The sequence below is a fragment of the Acidaminobacter sp. QWL-03 genome (genome assembly GCF_058683855.1).
The window spans coordinates 1,636,430-1,656,675 of record NZ_CM178752.1 but is presented as its reverse complement, the minus strand read 5'-3'; the positions used below and the strand labels follow the sequence as shown (position 1 = coordinate 1,656,675).

25 protein-coding genes are annotated in these 20,246 nt (G+C 50.8%); 22 read left to right on the top strand and 3 right to left on the bottom strand.

The genetic code is table 11. From position 1 onward, the window contains the following. Positions 1 to 8: 8 nt before the first annotated feature. From AC4PHM_RS07610 to AC4PHM_RS07505, 22 genes are all read left to right on the top strand, one after another. The gene (locus tag AC4PHM_RS07610; RefSeq protein ID WP_291405646.1) at positions 9 to 500 is read left to right on the top strand and encodes a flagellar hook assembly protein FlgD; all 492 of its coding nucleotides are present in this window, start codon (positions 9 to 11) and stop codon (positions 498 to 500) included. 2 nt (positions 501 to 502) lie between these two features. Further along, on the top strand, positions 503 to 904 hold the full coding sequence (locus AC4PHM_RS07605) for a flagellar protein (protein ID WP_291405644.1): 402 nt from the start codon (positions 503 to 505) through the stop codon (positions 902 to 904). Between the two features lie 96 nt (positions 905 to 1,000). After that, on the top strand, positions 1,001 to 1,903 hold the full coding sequence (locus AC4PHM_RS07600) for a flagellar hook-basal body complex protein (RefSeq protein ID WP_291405642.1): 903 nt from the start codon (positions 1,001 to 1,003) through the stop codon (positions 1,901 to 1,903). 9 nt (positions 1,904 to 1,912) lie between these two features. Next, positions 1,913 to 2,128 (top strand): flagellar FlbD family protein, encoded by a 216-nt coding sequence (locus AC4PHM_RS07595; protein WP_492020292.1) that lies wholly within the window; start codon positions 1,913 to 1,915, stop codon positions 2,126 to 2,128. Continuing rightward, positions 2,125 to 2,919: a motility protein A gene (locus AC4PHM_RS07590; RefSeq protein ID WP_291405638.1), complete on the top strand. Its 795-nt coding sequence runs from the start codon at positions 2,125 to 2,127 to the stop codon at positions 2,917 to 2,919. The genes AC4PHM_RS07595 and AC4PHM_RS07590 overlap by 4 nt, the downstream gene beginning before the upstream one ends. A gap of 4 nt (positions 2,920 to 2,923) precedes the next feature. Further along, a complete protein-coding gene (locus AC4PHM_RS07585; RefSeq protein ID WP_492020291.1) occupies positions 2,924 to 3,703 on the top strand; it encodes an OmpA family protein in 780 nt (259 codons plus the stop codon). Continuing rightward, positions 3,687 to 4,184: a flagellar basal body-associated FliL family protein gene (locus AC4PHM_RS07580; protein WP_291405634.1), complete on the top strand. Its 498-nt coding sequence runs from the start codon at positions 3,687 to 3,689 to the stop codon at positions 4,182 to 4,184. The genes AC4PHM_RS07585 and AC4PHM_RS07580 overlap by 17 nt, the downstream gene beginning before the upstream one ends. A gap of 28 nt (positions 4,185 to 4,212) precedes the next feature. Further along, complete coding sequence (locus AC4PHM_RS07575; protein WP_492020290.1) at positions 4,213 to 4,563, top strand: flagellar biosynthetic protein FliO; 351 nt, start codon at positions 4,213 to 4,215, stop codon at positions 4,561 to 4,563. Then, positions 4,560 to 5,384: a flagellar type III secretion system pore protein FliP gene (fliP, locus tag AC4PHM_RS07570; RefSeq protein WP_291405630.1), complete on the top strand. Its 825-nt coding sequence runs from the start codon at positions 4,560 to 4,562 to the stop codon at positions 5,382 to 5,384. The genes AC4PHM_RS07575 and fliP overlap by 4 nt, the downstream gene beginning before the upstream one ends. Positions 5,385 to 5,393: 9 nt before the next feature. Then, positions 5,394 to 5,660 carry a flagellar biosynthesis protein FliQ gene (gene fliQ / locus AC4PHM_RS07565; protein ID WP_291405628.1) on the top strand — a complete coding sequence of 89 codons (267 nt, stop codon included), beginning with the start codon at positions 5,394 to 5,396 and terminating at the stop codon, positions 5,658 to 5,660. Next, the gene (gene fliR, locus AC4PHM_RS07560; RefSeq protein ID WP_492020289.1) at positions 5,660 to 6,433 is read left to right on the top strand and encodes a flagellar biosynthetic protein FliR; all 774 of its coding nucleotides are present in this window, start codon (positions 5,660 to 5,662) and stop codon (positions 6,431 to 6,433) included. Before fliQ ends, fliR begins: the two co-directional genes overlap by 1 nt. A gap of 62 nt (positions 6,434 to 6,495) precedes the next feature. Next, complete coding sequence (gene flhB / locus AC4PHM_RS07555) at positions 6,496 to 7,695, top strand: flagellar biosynthesis protein FlhB (protein ID WP_492020288.1); 1,200 nt, start codon at positions 6,496 to 6,498, stop codon at positions 7,693 to 7,695. Between the two features lie 10 nt (positions 7,696 to 7,705). Next, a complete protein-coding gene (gene flhA, locus AC4PHM_RS07550; protein WP_492020287.1) occupies positions 7,706 to 9,790 on the top strand; it encodes a flagellar biosynthesis protein FlhA in 2,085 nt (694 codons plus the stop codon). Continuing rightward, positions 9,780 to 10,865 (top strand): flagellar biosynthesis protein FlhF, encoded by a 1,086-nt coding sequence (locus AC4PHM_RS07545; protein ID WP_291405622.1) that lies wholly within the window; start codon positions 9,780 to 9,782, stop codon positions 10,863 to 10,865. The genes flhA and AC4PHM_RS07545 overlap by 11 nt, the downstream gene beginning before the upstream one ends. Further along, the gene (locus AC4PHM_RS07540) at positions 10,862 to 11,713 is read left to right on the top strand and encodes a MinD/ParA family protein (RefSeq protein ID WP_291405620.1); all 852 of its coding nucleotides are present in this window, start codon (positions 10,862 to 10,864) and stop codon (positions 11,711 to 11,713) included. The genes AC4PHM_RS07545 and AC4PHM_RS07540 overlap by 4 nt, the downstream gene beginning before the upstream one ends. Before the next feature lie 14 nt (positions 11,714 to 11,727). Beyond that, positions 11,728 to 12,450, top strand: a complete 723-nt coding sequence (locus AC4PHM_RS07535) for a flagellar brake protein (RefSeq protein WP_492020286.1) — start codon at positions 11,728 to 11,730, stop codon at positions 12,448 to 12,450. A gap of 69 nt (positions 12,451 to 12,519) precedes the next feature. Further along, the gene (locus tag AC4PHM_RS07530) at positions 12,520 to 13,251 is read left to right on the top strand and encodes a sigma-70 family RNA polymerase sigma factor (RefSeq protein ID WP_291405616.1); all 732 of its coding nucleotides are present in this window, start codon (positions 12,520 to 12,522) and stop codon (positions 13,249 to 13,251) included. 4 nt (positions 13,252 to 13,255) lie between these two features. Then, entirely contained in the window at positions 13,256 to 13,693 is a 438-nt protein-coding gene (locus tag AC4PHM_RS07525; protein ID WP_291405614.1) for a DUF6115 domain-containing protein, read from the top strand. A gap of 119 nt (positions 13,694 to 13,812) precedes the next feature. Beyond that, the gene (locus AC4PHM_RS07520) at positions 13,813 to 14,589 is read left to right on the top strand and encodes a flagellar hook-basal body protein (RefSeq protein ID WP_291405611.1); all 777 of its coding nucleotides are present in this window, start codon (positions 13,813 to 13,815) and stop codon (positions 14,587 to 14,589) included. 47 nt (positions 14,590 to 14,636) lie between these two features. After that, positions 14,637 to 15,416: a flagellar hook-basal body protein gene (locus tag AC4PHM_RS07515; protein WP_492020485.1), complete on the top strand. Its 780-nt coding sequence runs from the start codon at positions 14,637 to 14,639 to the stop codon at positions 15,414 to 15,416. A gap of 96 nt (positions 15,417 to 15,512) precedes the next feature. Further along, positions 15,513 to 16,790 (top strand): serpin family protein, encoded by a 1,278-nt coding sequence (locus tag AC4PHM_RS07510; RefSeq protein ID WP_492020285.1) that lies wholly within the window; start codon positions 15,513 to 15,515, stop codon positions 16,788 to 16,790. A 71-nt stretch (positions 16,791 to 16,861) separates the two neighbouring features. Beyond that, entirely contained in the window at positions 16,862 to 18,004 is a 1,143-nt protein-coding gene (locus AC4PHM_RS07505) for a DUF3810 domain-containing protein (RefSeq protein ID WP_492020284.1), read from the top strand. Positions 18,005 to 18,008: 4 nt separating this feature from the next. On the opposite strand, the gene AC4PHM_RS07500 is transcribed toward AC4PHM_RS07505, so the two are convergent. The 3 genes from AC4PHM_RS07500 to AC4PHM_RS07490 all read right to left on the bottom strand — a co-directional run bounded on the left by AC4PHM_RS07500 (position 18,009) and on the right by AC4PHM_RS07490 (position 20,095). Continuing rightward, entirely contained in the window at positions 18,009 to 19,355 is a 1,347-nt protein-coding gene (locus AC4PHM_RS07500; protein WP_492020283.1) for a B12-binding domain-containing radical SAM protein, read from the bottom strand. A gap of 70 nt (positions 19,356 to 19,425) precedes the next feature. Continuing rightward, positions 19,426 to 19,632 carry a helix-turn-helix domain-containing protein gene (locus tag AC4PHM_RS07495; RefSeq protein ID WP_492020282.1) on the bottom strand — a complete coding sequence of 69 codons (207 nt, stop codon included), beginning with the start codon at positions 19,630 to 19,632 and terminating at the stop codon, positions 19,426 to 19,428. A 10-nt stretch (positions 19,633 to 19,642) separates the two neighbouring features. After that, positions 19,643 to 20,095, bottom strand: a complete 453-nt coding sequence (locus tag AC4PHM_RS07490) for a DUF2975 domain-containing protein (protein ID WP_492020281.1) — start codon at positions 20,093 to 20,095, stop codon at positions 19,643 to 19,645. Between the last annotated feature and the right edge of the window lie 151 nt (positions 20,096 to 20,246).

Sequence of the window (20,246 nt, the reverse complement as noted above, 5' to 3'; positions counted from 1 at the left end):
GTGGACTGGTGGAAATCAATCGCTTTAATATTTTTCAAAACGTTGCATCTGCAAAAACACAAGGACAGACACAAGGTGTATCGGATTCCAATGGTTTTATTGGAAAATATGACTTTTTCAACATCCTAGCGGCTCAGCTGAAGTACCAGGATCCCATGGCCGGCGGCGACAACAGCGAATATATAGCTCAAATGTCCCAGTTTGCCATGATAGAAAAACTGGAAAACCTCTCTGATCAGGTCAACACCCTCTATAATCTGAGTGCCGCACAAAATGCCATGAACATGATTGGCAAAGATGTCGTGCTGAATACAATGGAAGCCGGTGAAGTCAAAGGCGTGGTGGATCGTGTCGAAATCAGCCAGACGGGCATTCATTATGTCGTGAACGGTGAATCCTACGCCCATCCGACTCTGCTCAGCGTGGGCAGTGCTGAGACAAAAGGCGCTGAGATTGATAGCACTGCTCCAGAAAGCGCTGCTCCAGAAAGCAGTCACTAACCATGGCCATTCGCGTGCAGCACCCAATGCCATTGCCGATTCCAGCGAGTCAAGCCAACCCGACAGAGCCCTCGGAATCGGGTGCGAATTTTAGGACGCTGCTGGGCCAGACGCTAAATCGACCATCGGCAAACGCACAGAATCAGAACCAGGTGCTGAAGCTGTCAGCCCACGCCATCCTGAGGCTCGAGCAGCGGCATATTAAGCTTGGTCCTGAAGAAATCAGAAAAATGGAAAATGCACTCGTGGAAATAGAGCGCAGAGGCGGACGAAATGCCGTCATGTTCTACAAAGACACAGCCTTTTTGGCCAGTGTGGCCAATCGAACCATTATCACGGCGATTCCGCTCGAGGAGGACATCCATGTCCTGACCCAGATCGACAGCGCCGTTGCGATCAAGTAGGCAGAATACAGCAAAATAAGGGCCGGACCTCAACGAGGAAGCCCCGGACGCCCGACCGACAGACGGCGTCCAACCCAAAATCAGGAGGTTGTATCCATGTTAAGATCCATGTATTCAGGTGTCAGCGGGATGAGAAGCTATCAAACGAAAATGGACGTCATAGGCAACAACATAGCCAACGTTGGCACGACGGCGTTCAAATCCGGCGCTGCGCAGTTCCAGGACCTTCTCAGTGAGACTCTAAGCACGGGGCAGGCGCCAATCGATGGCGGTTTGGGCGGCATCAATTCCAAGCAGGTGGGACTGGGCGTCAGCGTGGGGAAGATCTCCACCGTCATGAGCAATGGCGCGCTTCAGCCGACCGGCAGGGATCTGGACTTCGCCATTGAGGGGAATGGATTTTTTATTGTGTCGGATGCTATGGATCCGGCAGGTGATTTTGCCTTCAGATACACGAGAGATGGGTCATTCCAAAGGGACAGCAATGGCACGCTGAATTTAAACGGAATGAGTGTCATGGGGATCAGCAACGTCACCTTGTCAGATGATAATAGTGTCGTATTTACTGACAGTCCTATACCAGCTATTGCAGAGGACTCTGATTTCTCGGCCATCATTATACCGGATAAACTAGACGAGAATCGGGAGCTGGTCTCCTATACCATCGACGGCACGGGATTGATCAAAGCTCGTTACAGCAATGGCGAAGAATACGAAATGGGACAGTTGGTCGTCGCCAGATTTTCCAATCCAGGCGGCCTCGACAAAAAGGGCGGAAATACCTATGCGGCATCCCAGAACTCAGGGGTTCCAAACCTTGGCACCTCAGGCGTCAACGGCTTCGGCATCATCCGCAAAGGCTACCTGGAGATGTCCAACGTCGATCTGGCCAACGAATTTACCGAAATGATCATCACGAGCCGCTCCTATCAGGCGAACTCGAGAACCATAACGACTTCTGACGAGATGCTTCAGGAGCTTCTGAATCTGAAAAGGTAGTGATCCCAAATGATCCGATTGACCTCCCTCAAAGGGGAAACCTTTTATCTGAATGAAATCCTGGTGTATAGAATTGATCAAGTGCCGGACACCCTGATCACCTTAACCGACGGCAACAAGCTGCGCGTCAGCGAGACCCCCGATGACGTCGTCGATAAAATCAGGGAGTACCAAAAATCCGTAGGTGTGATGTTCAAAGTGATTCGAACGGAGGCGACAACATGAAGAAAAATATGTTTCCACTGATCGCCATGTTTGCCGGGGTAACACTGGTATTGATCTCCATAGCCATGTCCGGCAATCTGATGAGTTTCTGGAGCCTGTCCTCCCTGGTCATCACCCTCTTTGGATCCCTATGTGCCCTTGCCATCAGCTATCCGCTGGAGGACTTAAAGACCATGCCAGCGGCGCTGAAAAAAATCACAGAGAACTCGGAAGCCAATCTCCTCCATCTGGTTGAACTTTTTACTGAACTGTCGAGAAAAGCCCGAAAAGACGGGCTACTTGCGCTGGAAGACCAGTTAGAAGATATTGAGGATGACTTTATCGTCCGGTGTATCCGAATGGTCATCGACGGCATGGAGCCAGAAGTGATTCGAAATGTCATGGAGATTGAGATAGAAACCACCCAGGACAGACACAAAATCGCCCAGGATATCTTTTCCACTTGGGGGGAACTGGCCCCCGCATTTGGAATGATTGGGACACTCATAGGCTTGATCGTCATGCTGGCCAAGCTGGAAGATGCCTCTGCCATAGGCGCGGGTATGGCCGTAGCCCTCATCACGACATTCTATGGATCATTCTTTGCCAACCTGGTGCTGATTCCAATTGCCACCAATCTGAAAATTAAGACGCGAATGGAAATTTACCGCAGGGAGATGATCGTCGTCGGGATCCTGGAGATTCAGTCGGGGACCAACCCAAGAGTTTTGGAAGAGATCATCCTGACCTACCTCAATCCGAAGGAACGCAAGGCGTATGTCCAAATGAAGCTGCAAGCTGAGGCGGCGTAAAAACATGGGAAGACGACGTAATAAAAGATTTGAACTCAATGAGAAGCCTTCAGGCGGATGGATTGTCACTTTTTCTGATCTAATGACACTCCTGCTGACATTTTTTATCTTGTTATACTCGATTTCCACGGTCAGTGAGGCGAAGTTCAGACAAGCTGCCGCCTCACTTCAGTCTGTGCTCTCCGGAAATCCTTCCACCATGATTTTCGATGAAACCCCCTCTGGCGCTGACAGCATGCCCTTTGATCCCGTTGTGCCGCAGCCCATTCCAAATCCGGTGGAACAGCCTGATTTCAACGCTGAAATCATTGAGATGTACAAGACCATCAAAGATTTTATTGAAGAAAACGGGCTGAACGCTGACATTGAAGTGACATACAATGCCAGGGGCGTCCTCGTCAACATCAGTGAAGCGGTACTCTTTGAATCCGGGAGCGCGGATATTAAAAACGAAGGACAGACGCTTCTGGATACCATGGCGCGATTACTTCAGACCATAGATAAAGATATCGAAGTTCAGGGACATACAGACAATCAGCCTATCCGGACCAGCAAGTACCCTACCAATTGGGAGCTGTCCGTGGACCGTGCAGTACAGGTGGCACGCTACTTTATCCAGAGACACAGTATTGCGCCGGAGCGCCTCAAAGCTGCTGGTTTTGCAGAATTTCAGCCTCTCGCGCCCAATGACACACCTGAAAACAGAGCGCTGAACCGAAGGGTCAATCTGTTGATTATTCTCGAACAGGAATCAGGAGGTAGTACTTATGGAAGCACGTCTTAAAGCACAAGAACTGCCTCAGGGTGGAGCCGTCCCCCAAAAACGCCTTGGGAGATTAAAGAAGATCCTGCTGATTTTGTTTCTAATCCTCATAATGGCCGCCGGCACCGGCCTGGGTGTCTATTATGTGAACACAGGTGCTTTACCCTTTGGACTTCAGAGACTGATCGAAAAACCCCAGGTGGAGCTCATGATGCCGGCAGAAAGCTTTTTGGTGAATCTGAAGGATGACAGAGCCATGCATTATCTTAAAGCCACTGTGGTTCTATCTTATTTTGAAAGCAAGGATCAAGCGCTGATAAGTCAAAGCACCCCACAGATCCGGGATGTGGTGATTCAGTATCTCAGAGGACTATCCAGAAATGACATCATGGACGCCGGTAACCTTGAGATTATCCGCTTGGATCTTCTCGACCAAATCAATCTGATCTTCGGGCGTGAGGTCGTCCACAGCTTATATTTTTCGGATTTTCTGATTCAATAAAAATGAAAAAGTAATGTGAGGGAAGTTCATGTCAGATTTGACGTTTTGGGCCAGCGTGGCCAAATTGATCCTGGCGATGCCGGTGGTGGTACTGCTCGCCTATTTAAGTTTGAGGATGACTGCTTCTGTGTCCGCAAGAGCCGGCATGAGTGCCAACCTGGAAGTCCTGGAGAAAAAGGCGCTCGGTAAAAATCAGTTTCTTTACATCATAAAAGCGGGCGCATCTTACCATCTCATGGCTGGGACTGACCATAACATGATACTGATTCGGGACATGACTGCAGAGGAAATCAAAACCCGGGAAACAATCCCAGGGGATACTGACCGGTTTAAGGAAGTGTTATCCGGCGCACTTGCCAAAGTGAGGCGCAGCGCATGAAGCTACTTGTAAGAAACAAATCAGAACTGCTTAACTGCCCTCGGCGTCCTGACGTCGCAGTAAAAACCTCACTCATGAAAATCACCTTCTTCGTCAGTCTGATCATGCTCATGGCCATGACCGCCGACCCAAATCCAGCTTACGCCGCCTCACTGGAAGTCGATCTTGGCAACGCCCTCCGCATTGAAGGCGGAGGTGGGCCCACTGGCGTTTTAGGACTGATGCTTATGCTGACTCTACTCAGTCTGGCGCCCTCTTTTCTAATTTTAACCAGTGCGTTTACGCGCATTGTCGTGGTGCTGTCTTTTCTGCGAAGTGCCCTGGGGACTCAGCAGGCGCCGCCGAATCAAGTGATCATAGGCCTGGCGCTCTTCCTGACGTTTTTCATCATGGCGCCAGTTTATACGGAAATCAACGACAAGGCCATAAAGCCCCTGACGGCAGGCCAGATCACCCAGACTCAGGCGCTGGACAACGCCGCAGTGCCGCTGAAGCGCTTCATGCTGGAGCACACCCGAGAGAAGGATCTTGCACTCTTCATCCGTCTCTCGGGCGCTGAGCCTGAAACCCCGGAAGCCGTTCCGCTGACGACGCTGACACCGGCATTTGTCATCAGCGAGCTGAGAGTGGCCTTTCAAATTGGATTTTTACTTTTTATTCCCTTTATCGTCATTGACATGGTCGTCTCAAGCATTCTGATGTCCATGGGTATGTTCATGCTGCCGCCGGTGATGATTTCACTGCCTTTCAAACTCTTGCTGTTTGTCATGGTGGACGGATGGCACCTGGTGGTGACCTCCATTGTCGAAGGATTCATGTAGGAGGCGGCCATGACTGAAGCACTCGTTCTAGATGTTTTCAACACAGCACTGCTGACGATCCTCAAAGTCTCACTGCCCGTCCTGGTGGTGTCACTGGTGATTGGTCTCGTGATCAGCGTCCTTCAGGCCACCACCCAGATTCAGGAGCAGACCCTCAGCTTTGTCCCCAAACTGGCCGCCGTCTTTCTCAGCCTCATAGTCTTTGGCAGCTTCATGCTGAGTACCCTCGTCAGCTTCACCCAATGGATCCTCCTCATGATCGCGGAGGTAAAGTAATGCTGTTTCCGGCAGGGTTTCATCTTCAGGTCCTCCTTCTGATTCTGCTCAGAACCGGTGGCTTTGTGGCAGCAGCGCCGCTCTTTTCAAGTCGCGGGATCCCCATGACCTTGAAAGTCCTGTTGACGGTGGTCCTGAGTCTCAGTATTTATGTGTTTTCATTCTCCGGCGTTGTCCTGCCGCAGCTGGCAGACGCCCTTTATCTCCTTTACGCTTTAAGAGAAATACTCATGGGACTCACCATGGGTTACGTCGTTCAAATTGTCTATTCAGCTGTTCAGATGGCCGGCCAGCTCGTCGACTTTCAGATTGGCTTCTCCATAAGTGCCGTTTACAACCCCATGTCCGGCATGACCCAGGCCATCATGGGGCGACTGTACACCATGACCGCCCTCGTGCTCCTCTTCGTGACGGATGCTCACCACCTCATTCTGAGTGCCTTATACAAATCCTTTGAGGTATTGCCACTGGGTGCGGCGTTTTCACTGACCACGGGCATGGGCTGGATTTTAAAAACCTTTTCCATTTTCTTTGCCATAGCCTTTCAGATCGCGGTGCCCATTCTGCTGGTCCTGTTAATGACAGACCTGGTCATGGGCCTGGTGTCCAGGACGATCCCCTCTCTAAATGTCCTGATGCTGGGCATGCCCCTGAAGACTCTGATTGGTCTGGTCTTCTCCATGATGGGGCTGCCGGTGCTGCTCCACAGCCTGCTCAAGGTCATTGGCGACATGAGCCTCTACCTGGAGCAGTGGATTCAGAGGATCGCCTGAGCCGCCTGCGAAAGTGGCTGCCGGCTGGGGAGCCTCATTAAAATGTTTAAGGAGCCCTGTCTTTGAATGCGTGGATGCTGCGTTTCCAACATAAAATATTAAATCCCTTAGAAAACTTTGGTTTGCCGATGGTTACCTGTCAGCCTGCTCTCGCAGCAGCTTGTACATCCGCTTATCCCAACCTCATGTTTATGTCAGAGGGCGCGGACAAGGACAGCAAAACGGAAGCCCCGTCCCAAAAGAAGCTGGAGGACGCCCGGAAGAGAGGCCAGATCGTCAAGAGTCAGGATCTCAGCGCGGCCATGTCACTTGGGGTTATAGCCATTTTCTTGATGGTGTTTCTCACCCTGCTTTACGAACATTCTCTGACCATGTTCAGAAATGCCTTTGAGTTTCGCATGCAGCCAGATCTGGCTGGGCCGGCGGCAGGCACGCTTCTAAAGACGTATATAACAGAAGGGGCACTGATGGCTGCACCAATCGCGCTGGCCATGATGGCAGTGGGGCTGATCACAGGCTTCTTTCAGTCCAGAATGCTGCTGACCTTTGAGCCCCTCAAGGCAGACTTCAAACGCCTTAATCCGCTGAGTGGGCTCAAGAACATGTTCTCTCAGAAGACATTTGTGGGACTCCTGAAAAATTTGGCAAAACTTGCGCTGGTGGGACTGGTCATGTGGAACACGCTGACGGGTCAGTTGAAAGATCTGCTGCGTGCCTCAGCCATGGAAACGGGAAAGCTTTTTGGCCTGTTTCAGTCCCTGCTGGGAAACCTTTTGATCAATGTGGCGGTCCTAATGCTGATTCTTGGTGTCGCGGACTATATCTACCAGCGGTATGATTTCAGAAAGTCTCTGCGAATGACCAAACAGGAGACCAAAGAAGAGCACAAGTCCATGGAGGGTGATCCGCTTTTCAAGTCCTTCAGACGGCAGAAACAGAAGCAGCTGGCTCAGCAGCGCATGATGCAGCAGGTGCCGGAAGCGACCGTAGTCATTACCAATCCGACACACTATGCCATTGCCATTCGCTATGACGAAACGCGGGATAAAGCACCGGTGGTCATAGCAAAGGGTCTGGACAGAGTCGCGGAGAATATCAAGAAGATTGCCCGGGAACATAACATCCCACTGATAGAAAACAAGCCCCTGGCACAGCAGATGTACAAGCAGATCGACCTCGGCCAAGAGGTTCCAGCTGTGCTGTACCAGGCTATGGCGGAAATTTTGGCCATGATTTATAAGGAGAAAGACAAACGAAAGTAGGTGAACCGGTATGGAATTCAGATCTGAAAATTGGATGGGCAGACTTGGCAGACACACAGATGTCCTCCTGGCGTTTGCCGTGGTTGGGATCATCAGCATCATTTTGCTTCCCGTACCGCCGGGAATTCTGGATTTCCTGCTCGTCATCAACATCTCCTTGTCCGTAACCGTATTGCTGCTGACACTGTTCACCCGGGATGTCCTTGAGTTCTCAGCGTTTCCAACCTTGCTGCTTCTGCTGACGCTCTTCAGATTGGGCCTTAATCTTTCCAGTACCAAGCTGATTCTGGGACAAGGGGATGCCGGCCAGGTCATTGAAGCTTTCGCAAGCTTTGTAACTGGTGACAGCTATGTCGTTGGCGCGGTCGTCTTTGTCATCATCATCATCATTCAGCTGGTAGTCATCACCAGCGGCGCGACCCGTGTCGCAGAGGTCGGCGCCAGATTTACCCTGGATGCCATGCCCGGCAAGCAGATGGCTATTGATGCTGATCTCAACGCCGGTATGATTCAGGAGGACGAAGCCAGAAAACGGCGACTCAATCTTCAGAGAGAAGCAGACTTTTACGGTGCCATGGACGGCTCCTCCAAGTTCGTCAAAGGGGATGCCATGGCGGGGATCATCATTACACTGATCAACTTTATTGGCGGCATAGCCATCTTCGTCGGACAAAAGGGACTGCCTTTTGGCGAAGCCATTGACCGGTTTGGGCGGCTGACCATCGGCGATGGTCTGGTCTCTCAGGTGCCGGCGGTTTTGGTCTCCGTGGCGGCTGGTATTTTGGTCACGCGCTCTGCAAGCGTGGACGGACTTGGGGATGACCTGGGCAATCAGCTGTTTTCCAAGCCCAAAGTCCTGATGGTTTCAGCGGTGGTTTTGTTTTCCTTTGGCTTGGTACCGGCGTTTCCGACGCTTCCGTTTCTGTTTATGGCGGGGGTGAGTGCGCTCATGGGCTGGCAGATGATGAAAAAAGAGGCGGATAAAGCGACCTCTGAATCTGAGGCTATGACAGCGCGGGCTGTGGCGGAGTCCCGTCCGGCTGCGGATACTCAGGTGACGGCGAAGCAGAAGGATCTTCTGGCCATCGAAATTGGGTATGGACTGCTGTCGCTGGTGGACACCGCCACGGAGGGCGGCGATCTGCTTGAGCGGATTCTGATGGTCAGGCGGCAGTGCGCTGCAGAAATGGGCTTTGTCGTGGCTCCTATTCGCATTCGCGATAATTTGATGCTGGCGCCCAATGCTTATCAAATTCTCCTCAGGGGCTCCGCTATAGCGGAGGGTGAGGTCTACCCGAACCGCCTCATGGTGATGGACCCGGGGAGCGGCACCTTTATGGTGGATGGCATTGAGACCGTTGAACCTACCTTTGGGATTAAGGCACTCTGGATTGAAGCCGCTGAGAAGGCTGGCGCTGAGCTCCACGGCTTCACGGTGGTGGATCCTACAACCGTTCTGGTCACCCATTTGAAGGAGACTATCCTTGCCCATGCAGATGAACTCATTGGGCGACAGGAGGTTCAAAAACTTCTGGAAGAGGTTCGGGAACAGTACAGTGTCGTTATAGATGAACTCATTCCTGGGATTATGACAATGGGCGAGGTACAGAAAATCCTCCAGAATCTTCTCAGGGAGGGTGTCGCGATTAACGATCTGGGCACGGTTCTCGAAACCCTGGCGGATTACGGCACCATGACCAAGGATGTGGAGGTGCTGACCGAATATGTCCGTCATGGGCTCAGCCGTGCCATTGTTGGGAAATGGCAGGCTTCGGACGGCAAGCTGCATGTGATCACGATCAGTCAAAGACTGGAGGATTTGATTCACAGCCATATTCAAAAGTCCCTGCAGGGCTCTTTTCCGGCGCTTTCACCGGACATTTCGTCACAGCTGATCTCCGATCTTCAGGCGCAATTGGAGATTGGAAGTCTAAGCGCAGATCAGGTGGTCATTTTGACCTCGCCTAGAATTCGAGCAGCACTCAAAAATCTGATATCGGGCAGCCTGCCAAAGGTGCCTGTCCTCTCTCTGGGTGAGATTCACCACAGAGTTGAACTTGCAGCAGTAGGGATGGTGGATCAGCATGATTATTGAAAAATATATTGTTCGTGATATGGCGGAAGCCTTTGAACGCGGAAAAGCGTCGCTGGGGGAGGACGCGATCCTTCTGACACAGAAGCTGGTCAGACAGAAGGGGATCAGGGGCTACTTCCAGCCCAGATGCCTTGAAGTGACCATGGCAGTGGAAAACAGGCCGGTGAAAAAGGAATCAAGAGTTGGTGCCGCTGCCGTTCAGAGAGGCTTGGAGGCAAATCTGAGAGCCGGAGGCGCACATCCGACAAATGCCGTTTTGGAGGACAGGGCTGCGCAGAGTGGTGAAAGAATTGCACTGGAGTGGGAGGCGAGGATTGATGCCATCCTGATCAGAGAGCTTGAAAGCCTTGAAAAGTTCAGACGCTATTCAGTGGTGAACCGCTTAGAGCATATGGAGGATTCCAAACTCAAGTCACTCATGATAGAGCACTTTATCCGAGAAATACTTGAGACTATAGATTATTCGGGCATCACGGAATGCAGTGCAGTGGCGTTTTTGGGATCCACAGGGGTGGGAAAAACCACGACTATAGCCAAAATTGCCGCGGATGCCAAGCTCAATCTGTCCAGACGCGTTGGCCTGATCACAATGGATACCTACCGAATTGGCGCGGTGGACCAACTGAAGAAATATGCCGATATTATGGATCTGCCCATGATCACCGTGACGACACCTGCGGAAATGAAGCCGGCTTATCAAAAGCTGCTCAAGACTTGCGATCTGGTCCTGATAGACACCTTGGGCACCAGCTACCGAAATCAGGCTCAAATTGACGACATTCGCCGCTACCTGAATGAACTGGAAGGACTTTGCAAAGTCGTTGTTCTTCCGGCGACCCTGGATCATGAAATTTTTGAGAAATCACTTGAGGCCTACCGCTGCCTTGGGATTGACCGGACTATTTTGACCAAACTGGATGAGATGGACAGTCAGACCAGGCTCTTTTCCTATGTGCGCCGTCTGGAGGAGCCTCTTGCCTATGTGACAACCGGGCAAAATGTACCGGATGATCTTCTCCGGGCAAACGCCAAAGCGCTTATGTCATATCTACATGGCGGTGACGAAATCCTATGAAGGATCAGGCCCATGAACTCAAGCTTAAAATGTTTAAACCGGCATCGACAGTATGTGTCTATGCGGTGGTCAGCGGAAAAGGCGGCGTAGGCAAATCCAATATAACCCTGAATTTGGGGGTTGCCCTTAATCAGGCTGGAAAGCGTGTCCTTTTGATCGACGGCGACCTGGGCATGGCCAATCTGGACATTCTGGCCGGTGTCATGAGCAGACACACTTTGCTCGATTATTTTGAAACGCAAAAAAGCATTGAGGACATCTTGGTGGAATACAAACCAGGGCTGGAGATTTTACCCGGAGGCAGTGGATTTATGAGTCTGGGTGACAACAGGGAAGACGAGCTTCAGGACTTCGTCAGCCGGCTTATAGGCACCGGCCGCTATGACTACGTCTTCATTGACGCTGGAGCGGGCATAGATGCGAAACTGCTGTCCTTTGTCTCGGTAGCCAACGAAGTGCTGCTCGTGACCGTCCCTGAACCGACCGCCATGGTAGATGCCTACAGTCTGATTAAGATTTTGTCCATTTATGAAATCAAACCAAGAATTCAGCTGATCGTCAATCAGGTCAGCAGCCGCAGAGAGGCACAGGAAACCTATGAGCATCTGAACAAGGTCATAGGCACCTTTCTGAATATTCAAATGGAGCTGCTGGGTTATGTGGTGTCGGATCCAAAGGTGAAGGCGGCGGTTCACAGGCAAACCCCTTTCAGCCTGGTGCATCCCAACGCGCCAGCCTCGAGAAACATCAGAGAAATTAGCGAGCGGCTCTCAAGTGGAGCTGTGACCGCAAACTTTGGGACCTTGAGTGAAGTCATGCATCGTTTTGTGAGAATTTTTGGCAGTTAGGGTAGGTGAGGCGTGTGCAGGAAAAATGGAAAGCCGGACTTAAACTGAATCAGAAAGTCGAGTTTATCATGCCTGACCACACCGCGGCGGCCAGCATGATTCAAGATTTTATTGAAATAAGGGAAGCTGTGGTCAGCGCCGGGTCAGGGCTTGATTCTGACGGACTGGGCATTCTTGTGAGTGTGCCTGTTCAAAACGGCAAGGAGCGCCTTCTGGATGTAGAAATCCCCTATAAGATCCTGGTCTATGGTTCAGACCGGATCTATGCGCTGCGTGTCTCTGTCTGCCGCTACGCCGTGGAGGACGTGCCGCTCTATTGCCTGAACGTAGTGTCGTTTCTTGGAGAGATTCAGCGCAGGCAGAATGTAAGAATCGCGGTGAATCTGCCAGTGCGATTCCATGAGATTGAACAGCGCTCTAAACTTCAGAGAAATGCTTTAATACAAAGTCTGCCGATGGTTGAAGGGTGGATCACCGATCTCAGCGCAGGCGGGATCAAATTGAACACCACCTCTAAACTGTCAAACAGTCATAGAATCCTGATCAGCTTTGAACTGGACAGCGAATCCGTGAGTGTCACGGGCATAGTCAAGCACCGTGCCTTGATAAATACAGCTCAAACAAGGGAATTCAGCTACGGGATTCAATTTGAGTCTCTGCCGGTTAAGCTTCAGGATAAAATAGTGCATTATGTGTTTGCGAAGCTCAGACAGAATCGAAAACTTGAGATGAAATAATGCGGATTGGAAGCGAACGACGTGTTTTGGTCAGTTAAAGTGTACTGATTCAGGAGGGAGAGCGCCGGTTTGGAGATCACGACACAAATAGACAGGCAGCAGCTCATTGTGAGTCATCTGCCCCTGGTGCATAAAGCGGTGAATAAAATGCATTACAATGGGATCCACTTTGACCGAGAGGACCTGATTCAAGTGGGCGTCCTGGGACTCATGGATGCCATAGACCGTTTCCAGCCTCAGCTTGGGGTCCCCTTTGAATATTACGCGGGTGTCCGAATTCGAGGCACCATTACGGACACCTTGAGACGAGCGGGGCACTTCTCCAAGGAGAAGATGGCGGCGCTCTCGGCTTTCTATAAGGAAAAGGCGCTGATGGAACAGCGCTTGATGAGATCAGTGAGTGACGATGAGCTCTGTGATTATCTCAATCTGACAGATAAAGAACAAAAGACAATTTTTCAGACTATGGCGGCGCTTCCTGCGGTTTCGCTTGAGGAGATCCTGTTTGATGACGAATCCGGATCTGGTTCTGGCTCAGGACCAAGTCTTCAGGAGCGTTTAGTGGCACAGAATACGCCATCACCGGAAGAGGTCATGATGAAGGCATCGCTGAGCGAAGCATTGAAGTCTGCTTTAGTGACTCTTGAGGAGCGGGACCAGCTGCTGCTGCAGCTCTATTATGTTGAATCCCTGTCGTTCAAGGACATTGCGGCCATTTTGGAGGTTTCTGTGCCCAGAGTGTCACAGCTGCACACCCGGGCCTTAATGGCTCTGAGAATAGCACTAGAAGCCTGGAGGTAGAATTATGTTTTGGTGGATTGTTGGATTTGCGTCTGGAATTGCAGCATTTGGCGGCTGGAGAATGGTCATGCAGAAAAAAGACAGTGCGGCAAATGGTCAGGAACCTTCAATTTCAGAAAAGTCCAAGGACTGGACAGAAGTGACTGAGACTATGGAAAGTTTAATTATGAAGCGTATGGAACGACGGTTGGCAGGCATGGAAGAAAAGCTGGACGTCGTGATGAGCAGTTTGGCTGGTTCTAATGCAGTGTCTGCAGGCGTGTCATTAAACCCTTCAGCCAAAGAACGCGATAAACCCGTTGCAGACCAATATCAGACCCAGCTTGAGCAAATTGTCAGACTCGCTGAACGGGGAACAACTCTTGAAGACATTGCGAAAAAAATGAAGATGCATAAGGGGGAAGTCCAATTACTTCTCAATTTATCAAAAAAATCAGGCTGATTCCTGGTCTGCCAGTACTGACATTTGGTCTGGGCATGCTGCTTGGGGCAGTGCTGACGAAGATCAGCTTATAAGCCGTTGTCGTCGAAATCATAGAATAGAGATTGGAGGCACATTAAATGATCCGTTCCGTGTATCAGACCGCTATGAGCATGCTGGTGCAGCAAAAAAAACAGGAAACCCATGCCAATAATCTCGCTAATGTGGAAACAGCGGGGTATAAGGCACAGGCGTTGGTGTCGGAAGCCTCGTTTTCTGAGGTGTTCGTCAATCACGCCTCAGGCGCGGGCGGGGGCTTAGCCGTCTTGGGCACCATGCCCATGGGTGTCAGGGTTTCCGGGATAGAGACGCAGTGGTCCCAGGGCATGTTGGTGGAAACCGGAAACACTATGGATCTTGCCCTGGAGGGTTCAGGATTTTTCAGCTTTGAAACCCCTGCAGGTGTTGTCTATTCCAGAAATGGCGAGCTGCATCAGAACCAGGAAGGCGTTTGGGTGGATAAATCCGGGTACAGCCTGCTCACCAGGACACCTGAAGGTGCGCTCAGAACGATCAGATCCGCACCGGGGGAAGTTCTGACAGTCAGGGCCTCCGGGGAGATCATTCAGGATCTCGGCAGTGTGGTGGGAAGCATACCGGTTTACGATCTTCCTGTCGGAGAAGAGGCGGGCCTGGAAGTGCTCGATGGTGGCTATGTCAGATTGGCACAAGGAAATCTGGTTGAGGTCGAGGGGACAACGGTCAGACAGGGAATGAAAGAGAATTCCAACGTCGACAGTACAACAGCCATGATTGACATGATGTCGACGGGACGCCTGCTTCAAACGCAGCAGAGAATTTTGAACACGCTGGACGAAACCTTGAATCGTGCTGTCAATGAGATTGGCAAAGTATAGGTGATAATTGGTCAGTTAGCCTGGAAGGGGTCGACAACTTGAATAAAATGCTTGAAATTGGAAGAAGCGGCATGATGGCGCAAAAGCACCGTCTGAGTCGACTGTCAGGGAACATTGCCAATGTTGAAACGACAGGCTATAAACGGTCTGACGCCGCCTTTGCGGAAGAGATCCGCATGGCTATGCAATCTGATTCCGTTGCAGTTGCAGAGGTGGCTGAAGATCGCCTGAGAGGCGGCGGCGGAGTGCGTGCGCTGCGGGATTTTACATCCAACCATCAAGGCGCTTTGATGAGTTCACCCAATTTCTTTGATTTCGCCATTGACGGAGCGGGTTATTTTGGTGTCAGAGATCAGGCCGGCGCTTTGACTTTGACGCGGCAGGGGAGCTTTGAACTTCAGGAGGACGGACGTTTAATCGACGCTTCCGGCCGCCTGGCGGCGCTCGAGCTGACGTCGGATCCGACAAATTGGAAGCGGGATCAATTGACACTGAGCGGGTCCGGGGAGTTGCTGGAAAAGGAGGCTTCGACCGGTGAAATGAGATCCCTGGGCAGGCTGATCCTCTTTGATGTCCCAAATCATGGGAATGGTCTGGCAGCCACAGGAGAGGGCAGCTTCAGACCGGCAGATGAGAATGCGCTTTACACCAGTTTGGAGACCCCAGGTGCCTTTGGAACGGTCAAATCGAACAGCCTTGAGCGCTCTAATGTGAGCCTGCTGGATGAAATGACACAGCTGCTGATGACCCAAAGGGCTTATCAGCTAAGCACGAAGTCCGTCAGCAGTGCGGATGAGATGATGCAAGTGGTGAATGAGATTTTGTAGGGTTTAATTAATACAAGGAACCCTTTTCCTCTGTATGACGTCTTATGGGTATAAATTATATAACCAAGCGACTGACCATAGAGGAGGGGACATCTCATGAGAATTCAATTTAAGTGGAAGCTGGGGCAACTCACAGCAGTTCTGGTTGCATTATCTCTGATTGTGACAGGCTGTGGCTTGCCGGCGAATACATCATCAGGCACAGATTTGATGGAAGGCGTGGTGCCAAAAACACCGGCAGGTCAAACGGCAGAGCAGGATCAGGCAGTGCTCGACAGCCTGAACGCTTTTACATGGAAGTTAATCCAGGCTATGCCGGAGGATCAGGAGAACAGGATGATTTCGCCGGTATCCGTTTATCTGGCGCTGGCCATGACCTTGAACGGCGCGGATGGGGAGACTCGAACCGCCATGATGGAGGCGCTGTCAGCCTCGGATCTGACGCCGGAAATCGTCAATACTTTTGCGGGCAATTATCTTAAAGTCATATCCACTGAAAGCGAGGCATTCACCCTGACCATTGCTAACAGCATCTGGCTCAGAGAAGGCTTTGAAGCAGATTCTGAATTTCTTCAGAAGAATGCCGACTATTTTGGAGCGGCCGTTCGAAGTCTGGACTTCGATAATCCGGATGCTCCAAAAACCATCAACAATTGGGTAAGTGAAGCCACCCGTGAGACGATCGATCAAATAGTGGATGAAATCGATCCGGCGGTTGTAATGTATCTCATCAACGCAATTTATTTCAAGGCGGACTGGCAGACACAGTTCTCGGCAGAAAATACTTTTCCACAGCCGTTTGAGACCCCTGAAGGCAGCAGGGAGGCAGACTTCATGCACAAACTCATGAGTCTGGAGGTTGTTGAAAACGACTTGGGAAAAGGGATAATAATGCCTTATGTGAATCCGAGAATGGCTATGCTGGCAATTCTTCCGGAAGAGGGCATGAGTCCTGAAGCGTGGATCCAAAACATGGATCCTGAAAAATTTAAAGCCTTCATGGAAACGGCGACCTCAAAATCTGTCGACCTGTCATTCCCTAAATTCGAAACTCAGTATGAGGACAGCCTTCTGGATGAACTCGAAAAGCTTGGCATGGGTAAAGCCTTTGTTCCTGGCGAAGCGGACTTTTCACTGATGCAGCCAAGCCGGGCAAAAGATTTGTTTGTCAGCGCAGTTCAGCACAAGACCTTTATCCGTGCGGATGAAAAAGGTACGGAAGCAGCCGCAGTAACCTCCGTTGAAGCCTCGCTGACCTCTATGCCAATGTTCGATGAAGCCATCAGCTTTGACAGACCTTTCGTCTATGCCATTCTGGATACAGAGACTGCCACGCCTCTCTTTATTGGCGTGCTCAACGATCCGACAAAATAATTCAAAAAGTTTCGATCCCTTGACGCGGGAAAGGACGTCTCATACAATGGTTTCAGAAGAGGTGAAACCCTGTGAGAGACGTCCTTTTTCGTTTAAAAAACCTTCCCAAGAGCCTGATCTGGATCCTGATGGTCCCCGTTTTTTATGGGCTGGGACACTGGCTGGAGCGGCATCCTGAAGTACTCGAAAAATATTATGCCGGTTCTGTGCAAAAGGTTATGATGCAGGGGATCAGTACTGCGACTGGGCTATTGCCATTTTCGCTGGCAGAAATTTTGTTCGTGGTGCATGGGATTGCCTTGTTTATGATGGTGATTTTGTTTGCGGTTCGTCTGGTAAAGGGTGGCGCGCTGAAGCTGCTTTATCAGGCAGCGGTGTATCTTTCAGCTGTTTATGTCTTGTTTATGATGATCTGGGGGTTCAATTACAGCCGGCAGCCCCTTGCAGTGACCATCGGCCTGGAAGTCAGGCCTTATGCGGTGGAGGAGCTCTACGCGCTTTCAGAGCTGCTGGTGGATCAGGCCAATGAACTGAGGACTATCCAGCACACGAATGATGAGGGTGTCATGAAATTGGCATCTGATCGACAAGCTGTGTTTTCAAGAACAGTGCTTGGCTATGAACCGCTCGGCGAGGCTAAAGCAATTTTTCGCGGGCGCTGGGGGCCTCCCAAGGCAGTTTGGTTGTCTGAGGCAATGCTGTACACGGGTATAACCGGGATCTTTATGCCGTTTACCGGCGAAGCCAACGTCAACAGCCGCGTGCCGGACCTCTTGCTGCCAGCCAACGCTATGCATGAAAAAGCCCACCAAATGGGCATAGCCAGAGAAGATGAGGCCAACTACGCTGCATATCTCGCCTGCATGAGTCATCCGGATGCGGACTTTCAATACTCCGGGACCTTGCTGGCGCTGATCCATGCCACCAATGCGCTTTACCGCGAAGATCCGGAGGCCTATGTCGTGCTGAGGCAGCGCTACGGTGAGGGCCTGAGCAAGGATCTGGAAGCCTATAGTGCCTTTTGGAAACCTTATCAGGGGAAAGTCAACGACACCGCGGATCAGATCAATGATACCTATCTGAAGACCAACCGGCAGGCGGACGGTGTTAAGAGCTACGGGCGCATGGTGGATCTTCTGCTGGCGGATTTTTTGTCTGATGGGGAGATCATTGCGTCCATAAATGCTGACGGGGCGTCAGGCTCTGACCGCTGAGTCATTATTTCGTCAGGTAGGCAAGCCTCCTAAAGAGTTTGCCCACGGTATTAAAAGTCAGCTTCAAGCACACCCATTCGGTCAGCTTCCCAAATTTCCTGTAAAAGAGGTTAAAGGCCAAATAAGGGATCCACTGTCTTTTGTGTCTGGGAAGCCGCTTGATGATGTTTTTAATACTGTAGACTTCTTTGTAAATCCACAGATAGCCGCAATAGAGTTCCTCCGGGGTCATGTTTTTTGGTTGATAAACCACATGGGCAGTGTTGTAGTGAGTGAGGTTGAAGTCGGTTATTCTGTTTCTTTTCACGAAATCAGTGTGCAGCTTCGTGCCTGGATAGGGCGTCAGAATATGGGACGTGACCGTCTCTATTTTGTTTCGGAGGATCCACTCTAAGGTGCTTTTGAATACCGTTTGATCGTCTTCATCCAGACCAAAGACAAAGCTGGCGTTGACCATAATGCCTCTGCTGTGGAGGGCTTCTGCCAACTGCTCATATTTGGACACACAATTCTGCGTCTTATGGACAGCGCCCACAGCGGCGCTGTTTATGCTTTCAAAGCCAATAAACAGGCTTTTGCAGCCGGTGTCCTTCATGTCGTCCAGGAGGTCGGGCATGTCCACGATGTTGGAAGAGACTGCGGCGCTCCATTTAAGGTTCAGCGGTTTGATCGCACTCAAGAATGTTTTGGTCCAAGCGGGATTGCCTATAAAATTGTCGTCTATAAACATGATGTGTCTGGTCCTCAGTTTTTTTATGTCCCCCAGGACATCCTCCACAGGCCTGTTGAGAAACGCTTTCTCAGCATGCTGGCAGCTGTTGTAGCAGAAGTCGCATTTGAAGGGGCACCCGCGGCTTGCGGTGATGATATTGGTGTAAAGATATTTGTCTGGATCGACGCTGTCATAACCTGGTGAGGCAATGTCTTTGGCGGGTAAGGCATTGGGGTTGAGATAGATTTTCTGAAGAGATTTGTTTTCGATGTCTTTTAGAATATTATGCCAGACGCCTTCTGCCATGCCCAGGCAAAGGGCGTCAAATTTGTCCTCAACACTCTCCGGATCTGAGGTGATGTGAATCCCGCCAGCAATGACGGGTATGCCTCGGGCGCGGAAGGCATTTGAAATTTCAGCGGCCCGGTTCATGACGTCGACGGTGACCGTGATGGCGACCAGATCTGCAGGGTCGTCAAAATTTATGGCTTCCACATTTTCGTTTTCAATGACGAGCTCATGAATCTCAGGTGTCAGATTTGCCAAGGTGAGCAGCGCAAGAGACGGCGCCATTCGCGTCTTAAGCTGGGTATCCATGGGCCGAGGCATCATGGCGGGTTGGATTAATTTGATTTTCATGATGGATTACCTCCCTAGTACCCATTACCGGGCCGATGGTCGATTCGGATGACGTGACGCGGAAGCGACATCAATCCGCCCTGAACTCCAGAATATCGCCCGGTTGGCAGTCAAGAGCCTTACAGATGGCCTCCAGCGTTGAAAACCGGATGGCTTTTGCTTTGCCGTTCTTTAAGATGGAGAGGTTGGCCATGGTAATGCCAACTCTTTCAGTCAGCTCAGTGACACTCATTTTTCGCCTAGCCAACATGATGTCTATGTTAATAATTATTGCCATGTCCATCACCTCACACAGTCAAGTCGATTTCTTCTTTGAGTTCAATAGCATCCTGGAGCAGTCTCTCCAGTACCGCGGCGAAGACCCCGACTACGGAGGAGGCGAAGATGAAGATCAACGGCAGTCCCATGAGCCCTGGGGCGTCGTCCGCGTCCGCGATTGGGACAAGGAAAGGGATCGTCGCAGCGTAGATGATGCTGATGGAAAAGGCGAAGAGCTTGATCTGCTTCAGCACAGTGACGGACAGGGTGGAGAATGCTTTGTTCTGGTCGATATAACTCAGCAGTCGAATGGCTTTGAAGAGTATGGCGAAAAACAGGACCGCCGCCAGGTAAGCGCCTATGGTGACCGGCACATGCAGATAATCTATGGCGTGCGGCAGCCAAAAAAGGCAGATTGCCAGAACCGGCAGGCCAATAAGGACCACGGCGATCCTCAGGTAAAGCGTAGAATAACGTTTCATAAAGTCACCTCACAGGTATTTGGTAAGTTCATTTTAACATGAATATATCGAATAACAATATATTGTTATTGATAAAAAATAAAATTGTAATAATTAAGACGCATGAAGGAGTTTCTAAGATCAACGTCGAATAGTAATAATCCAGTTGGCA

What these genes read in the sequence shown, in the direction of transcription:
- AC4PHM_RS07600 (WP_291405642.1), top strand. Translation starts at nt 1,001, where the DNA reads ATGTTAAGATCCATGTATTCAGGTGTCAGCGGGATGAGAAGCTATCAA.
- AC4PHM_RS07545 (WP_291405622.1), top strand. Translation starts at nt 9,780, where the DNA reads ATGATTATTGAAAAATATATTGTTCGTGATATGGCGGAAGCCTTTGAA.
- AC4PHM_RS07515 (WP_492020485.1), top strand. Translation starts at nt 14,637, where the DNA reads ATGCTTGAAATTGGAAGAAGCGGCATGATGGCGCAAAAGCACCGTCTG.
- AC4PHM_RS07605 (WP_291405644.1), top strand. Translation starts at nt 503, where the DNA reads ATGGCCATTCGCGTGCAGCACCCAATGCCATTGCCGATTCCAGCGAGT.
- AC4PHM_RS07500 (WP_492020283.1), bottom strand. Translation starts at nt 19,355, where the DNA reads ATGAAAATCAAATTAATCCAACCCGCCATGATGCCTCGGCCCATGGAT.
- AC4PHM_RS07540 (WP_291405620.1), top strand. Translation starts at nt 10,862, where the DNA reads ATGAAGGATCAGGCCCATGAACTCAAGCTTAAAATGTTTAAACCGGCA.
- AC4PHM_RS07590 (WP_291405638.1), top strand. Translation starts at nt 2,125, where the DNA reads ATGAAGAAAAATATGTTTCCACTGATCGCCATGTTTGCCGGGGTAACA.
- AC4PHM_RS07595 (WP_492020292.1), top strand. Translation starts at nt 1,913, where the DNA reads ATGATCCGATTGACCTCCCTCAAAGGGGAAACCTTTTATCTGAATGAA.
- AC4PHM_RS07490 (WP_492020281.1), bottom strand. Translation starts at nt 20,095, where the DNA reads ATGAAACGTTATTCTACGCTTTACCTGAGGATCGCCGTGGTCCTTATT.
- flhA (WP_492020287.1), top strand. Translation starts at nt 7,706, where the DNA reads ATGGAATTCAGATCTGAAAATTGGATGGGCAGACTTGGCAGACACACA.
- fliP (WP_291405630.1), top strand. Translation starts at nt 4,560, where the DNA reads ATGAAGCTACTTGTAAGAAACAAATCAGAACTGCTTAACTGCCCTCGG.
- fliR (WP_492020289.1), top strand. Translation starts at nt 5,660, where the DNA reads ATGCTGTTTCCGGCAGGGTTTCATCTTCAGGTCCTCCTTCTGATTCTG.
- AC4PHM_RS07575 (WP_492020290.1), top strand. Translation starts at nt 4,213, where the DNA reads ATGTCAGATTTGACGTTTTGGGCCAGCGTGGCCAAATTGATCCTGGCG.
- AC4PHM_RS07585 (WP_492020291.1), top strand. Translation starts at nt 2,924, where the DNA reads ATGGGAAGACGACGTAATAAAAGATTTGAACTCAATGAGAAGCCTTCA.
- AC4PHM_RS07510 (WP_492020285.1), top strand. Translation starts at nt 15,513, where the DNA reads ATGAGAATTCAATTTAAGTGGAAGCTGGGGCAACTCACAGCAGTTCTG.
- fliQ (WP_291405628.1), top strand. Translation starts at nt 5,394, where the DNA reads ATGACTGAAGCACTCGTTCTAGATGTTTTCAACACAGCACTGCTGACG.
- AC4PHM_RS07520 (WP_291405611.1), top strand. Translation starts at nt 13,813, where the DNA reads ATGATCCGTTCCGTGTATCAGACCGCTATGAGCATGCTGGTGCAGCAA.
- AC4PHM_RS07580 (WP_291405634.1), top strand. Translation starts at nt 3,687, where the DNA reads ATGGAAGCACGTCTTAAAGCACAAGAACTGCCTCAGGGTGGAGCCGTC.
- AC4PHM_RS07525 (WP_291405614.1), top strand. Translation starts at nt 13,256, where the DNA reads ATGTTTTGGTGGATTGTTGGATTTGCGTCTGGAATTGCAGCATTTGGC.
- AC4PHM_RS07495 (WP_492020282.1), bottom strand. Translation starts at nt 19,632, where the DNA reads ATGGCAATAATTATTAACATAGACATCATGTTGGCTAGGCGAAAAATG.